Source organism: Stenotrophomonas sp. 3diitr2024, assembly GCF_042136455.1.
GTDB lineage: Bacteria > Pseudomonadota > Gammaproteobacteria > Xanthomonadales > Xanthomonadaceae > Stenotrophomonas > Stenotrophomonas sepilia.
In genome coordinates, this window is sequence record NZ_JBHHMJ010000262.1 from 1 (window position 1) to 3,725 (window position 3,725).

The 3,725-nt window shown below is 66.7% G+C and carries 4 protein-coding genes; 1 reads left to right on the forward strand and 3 read right to left on the reverse strand.

What is annotated here, in order from left to right; genetic code table 11:
* Positions 1–95: 95 nt before the first annotated feature.
* The 3 genes from ABGA94_RS06035 to ABGA94_RS06045 form a co-directional block, all read right to left on the reverse strand.
* Positions 96–1,256, reverse strand: a complete 1,161-nt coding sequence (locus ABGA94_RS06035) for an MFS transporter (protein ID WP_005415337.1) — start codon at positions 1,254–1,256, stop codon at positions 96–98.
* A 228-nt stretch (positions 1,257–1,484) separates the two neighbouring features.
* On the reverse strand, positions 1,485–2,234 hold the full coding sequence (locus tag ABGA94_RS06040; protein WP_005415336.1) for a TerC family protein: 750 nt from the start codon (positions 2,232–2,234) through the stop codon (positions 1,485–1,487).
* A 33-nt stretch (positions 2,235–2,267) separates the two neighbouring features.
* Positions 2,268–2,663 carry a diacylglycerol kinase gene (locus tag ABGA94_RS06045; protein WP_005415335.1) on the reverse strand — a complete coding sequence of 132 codons (396 nt, stop codon included), beginning with the start codon at positions 2,661–2,663 and terminating at the stop codon, positions 2,268–2,270.
* 211 nt (positions 2,664–2,874) lie between these two features.
* Here ABGA94_RS06045 and ABGA94_RS06050 point away from each other — a divergent pair, with 211 nt between their 5' ends.
* Entirely contained in the window at positions 2,875–3,576 is a 702-nt protein-coding gene (locus tag ABGA94_RS06050; RefSeq protein WP_053500094.1) for an SGNH/GDSL hydrolase family protein, read from the forward strand.
* Positions 3,577–3,725 lie beyond the last annotated feature (149 nt).

A 3,725-nucleotide genomic window follows, 5' to 3' on the forward strand; every position in this document is an offset into this window, starting at 1 on the left:
GCCACCGGACCCGCCCCGCCATCCCTCAGTAGCCCAGCTTTTGACGTTGCCTCTGCGGGTGCAGGGCTGCAAGCCCTGCCGGAATCCAACACCCCTCAGCAGGCCTCAGCCACCGCAGTGCGCGGACGCCCCAGCCATGCCAGCAGCAGGCCCGACGCGGCCAGCAGGCCACCGGCCACCGGAATCGCGGCGTAGCCCAGTCCCGAGCTGATCACCGCCCCCCCCAGCGCAGCACCTACCGCATTGCCCAGGTTGAATGCACCCACGTTGATCGACGACGCCAGGCCCGGCGCCTCGCTGGCCACCTGCATCACCCGGATCTGCAGCGGCGGCACGAGGGCGAAGGTCGCCGCACCGAACAGCAGTACACCCAGCGCCGCGGTGGCGTGGCTCATGAAGGCCAGCGGCAGCACGAACATCAGCACCGCCAGGACGGCCAGCAGGATCCGTGTGGCGCCATCGAGCGACCAGTCAGCCATGCGTCCACCGATGCCGTTGCCGAAGGTGAAGCCGATGCCGATCAGGGCCAGCGACATCGCGATGAAGGCATTGGAGGCGCCGGTCAATTCGGTCAGCACCGGTGCGACGTAGGTATAGAGGGTGAACATCGCACCCGCACCAAGCACGGTGGTGGCCATCGCCAGCAGCACCTGCGGCTGCAGGATCGCCTTCAGTTCGCGGCGCACGTCCGGGCGCGGCCCCGGTGCAGATGCCGGCAGCGCGAAACCCAGCGCAGTGATCGCAACCAGGCCCAGCACTGCGGTACCGGCGAAGGACAGGCGCCAGCCCAGCTGCTGCCCCACCCAAGTCGCCAGCGGCACGCCGCCGATGTTGGCGATGGTCAGGCCCATGAACATGGTGGCCACGGCAGCGGCCTGCTTTTCCTTCGGCACCAGGCTCGCAGCGACCACCGCACCGATGCCGAAGAAGGCACCGTGGTTGAGGCTGGTGACCAGGCGCGACAGCAGCAGCATCCCGTAGTTCGGCGCCAGCGCAGACAACAGATTGCCGGCGACGAAGATCGACATCAGCAGCATCAGCGCGGTGCGCTTGCCAAAACGCCCCATCAGCAGGGTCATCACCGGCGCGCCCAGCATCACGCCCACGGCATAGGCGGTGATCAGCATGCCCGCAGTGGGGATGCCAACGCCGACGCCGTCGGCGATGACCGGCAACAGGCCCATCGGGGCAAACTCGGTGGTTCCGATGGCGAAGGCGCCAACGGCAAGCGCCAGCAAGGCGGCTCTGGAATTCATGGGGGGGGTCCTGGGGGCGGGAATCGGGAGTGCGTAGCCTGCGCGCTTTGCTGCGCCGGATTAAGCCTCGCCCCGGGAAAACACTGTTGATCCTGGTTCACAAGTGGAAGCCGGAACGCAGCCACAAGTGCAAAAACCACAATGCCGTTGAAGAACCGACCTCGCCCCCACAACGCAGAACCCCCGGAATGCCGGGGGTTCTGAGGGACTCACACGCCAGTGGCGCGCTTACCAGTTGCCGGCGCCCGGCACGTTGTGCTCGCGGGCGCGGCGGCGCATCAGCAGGTTCAGCCACTCCACCAGCACCGAGAAGCCCATCGCGGCGTAGATGTAGGGCTTGGGCACGTGCACGTCCAGGCCGTCCAGGATCAGCACCGCGCCGATCATCAGGATGAAGGCGAGCGCCAGCATCTTCACGGTCGGGTTGGCATCGATGAAGCGGCCCAGCGGGTTGGCGGCCAGCAGCATCACCATCACCGACAGCAGGATCGCGGCGACCATCACCGGAATGTGGTCGGCGATGCCGACGGCGGTGATCACCGAGTCCAGCGAAAACACGATGTCGATCACCGCGATCTGCGCGATCACGTAGCCGAACACGGCCGAGGCCTTGGTGGTGCTGGGATCTTCATCCTCGCCACCGCTGATCAGTTCCTTGATCTCCATGCAGCCCTTGATGATCAGGAACAGGCCGCCAACGATCAGCACCAGGTCGCGGATGGAGATGCCCATGCCGGCCACGGTGAACAGGTTTGCCGCCATGTGCGCCAGGTAGGCCAGCGATACCAGCAGGCCGATGCGGGTAATGCAGGCCACCGCGATGCCGAGCTTGCGGGCGAACGGGCGGCGCTCTTCCGGCAGCTTGCTGACAGCAATGGAAATGAACACCAGGTTGTCGATGCCGAGCACGATTTCCAGCGCGCTGAGCGTGAACAGGGTCACCCAGGCATTGGGGTCGGCGAGGAACTCAAAGGACATGGAAACTCTTCAAGGCAGTGGGGGAATGGGGTTTCAGCCGTAGTTGCCGGCCAGCGCGTGCGGAACCACGACCAGCGCCCAGCACAGCAACACGTTCATCATCAGCACGAACACCGCCGCCGAGCCCATGTCCTTGGCGCGGCCGGCCAGCTCGTGAATCTCACTGCCGTAGCGTTCGATCACCGCTTCGATGGCCGAGTTGGCCAGCTCCATCGCCAGCACCAGCAGCATCGAGCCGATCAGCAGCGCGCGTTCGACCGGCGTCTGGCCCAGCCAGATCGCAATCGGCGTCAGCAGGATCAGCAGGTAGACCTCAAGCCGGAACGAGGACTCGTGCAGCCAGGCAGCGCGCAGGCCCTGCCAGGACCAGCGGGCGGCCTGGAAGATGCGGCGCGGGCCGCGCGGCAGGTGGCCGAACTGATCAGCCACGGGTGGAACATCCAGCAACGGGGGCGCGGCGCAGCGACCGCTCAGACGCACGGCAGGGAATCATGGGTGCACAGGAATAGGCAGATGGCGGCCATTTTGCCACAAGGCCGCCAACCGCAGCCCGCGCCGGCCCGCTGAACGGCCTGCCAGGGGCAAGCAACGGCCCGGGCATGCTCCTATGATGGATGCCCCTTGCCTGCTGGAGCGCCTGATGTCCCGTCGCCGTACCTGCCTGTTGATGCTGGGCCTGCTGACTGCCGCACCGCTGGCCCAGGCGCTGAGCCCGGCCGAGTCGCCCCGTGTGCCAGAACAGGTCTCCAACGTGGCCTGGGCCGGCGACATGGCCCGCTTCGCCAGCGCCGACCAGTCCACCCCGCCGCCGCGCGGTGGCATCGAGTTCATCGGCAGCTCCTCGATCCGCTTCTGGGAGAGCCTGGCCACCGACTTCCCTGGCCAGCCAGTGTTCAACCGCGGCTTCGGCGGCTCGGAAGTGCGCGACAGCACCTGGTACGCCGACCGCATCGTGGTGCCGTATGCGCCATGCAAAGTGTTCTTCTACGCGGGCGACAACGACCTCAACAGTGGCCGCAGCGCCGTGCAGGTGCGCGACGACGTGGTTGCCTTCGTGCAGCGCGTGCACCGCGACCTGCCGAAGACCAAGGTGGAGTACCTGTCGATCAAGCCGAGCCCGTCGCGCGCGCACCTGCTGCCGGCGATCAACGAGGCCAACACGCTGATCAAGGCCGCGCTGGCCAAGCTGCCCAACACCGGTTTCACCGACATCTACACGCCGATGCTCGGCGCCGACGGCCAGCCGGATGCGACGCTGTTCCGCGAGGACATGCTGCACATGACCCCGGCCGGCTATGCGATCTGGACCAGGGCGCTGGCGCCGAAGGTCAACTGCAACTGAGCAACCCCATCCACGCATGGCGTGGATCTACTGCGGATCGCGGGAAACTGTCGAAGGCGGGGCGGTGTGGGTTTGCAGGACCGTTGGCGCCATGGATGGCGCCATCGAGCCCCCATGGACGGGTTTACGGCGTGTCCTGCAAACCCACA